The sequence below is a fragment of the Gordonia soli NBRC 108243 genome, assembly GCF_000334455.1.
In the GTDB taxonomy this organism is placed as follows: Bacteria; Actinomycetota; Actinomycetes; order Mycobacteriales; family Mycobacteriaceae; genus Gordonia; species Gordonia soli.
Genome location: NZ_BANX01000060.1, coordinates 1 through 515, shown reverse-complemented (window position 1 = coordinate 515; position 515 = coordinate 1). Strand labels below are relative to the sequence as shown.

The 515-nt window shown below is 68.2% G+C and carries 1 protein-coding gene; it reads right to left on the bottom strand.

The annotated features are described in order from the left end of the window. On the bottom strand, window positions 1-515 hold a 515-nt coding region (locus tag GS4_RS24655), incomplete at both ends, for an AMP-binding protein (protein ID WP_040511847.1).

Below are 515 nucleotides of genomic sequence, written 5' to 3'. Positions count from 1 at the left end.
CCGATGGTGACCACCGGCGGCGCTGCGGTGACGTCGGAGTGACCGACCTCGACCGCTGCCTCGGTGGGACCGAACAGGTTGTGGATGCCGACCCACGGCAGCGCCCGGTGCGCCTGGGCGACCACCGACGGGGGCAGGGCCTCACCCGACGCGAACAACCACCGCAACGAGGTCAGTTCGGCGAGTCGCTCGTCGGGCACCACATCGAGGAAGACCGACAGCATCGACGGCACGAAATGCACCGACGTCGCCGCGCTCTCGGCGACGAGATCGGCGATGTAGACCGGATCGGCGTGACCGCCCGGCTCGGCGACGATCATCGTCGCACCGGAGATGACCGGTCCGAACAGCTCCGGCACCGACACATCGAACGTGTACGGCGTCTTCTGCACCACCCGATCCGCAGGCCCCCACGGGAACTGCGACAGACCCCACCGCAACCGATTCACCACCGCACGATGCGACACCGTCACACCCTTCGGCCGACCCGTCGACCCGGACGTGAACAACGTGTA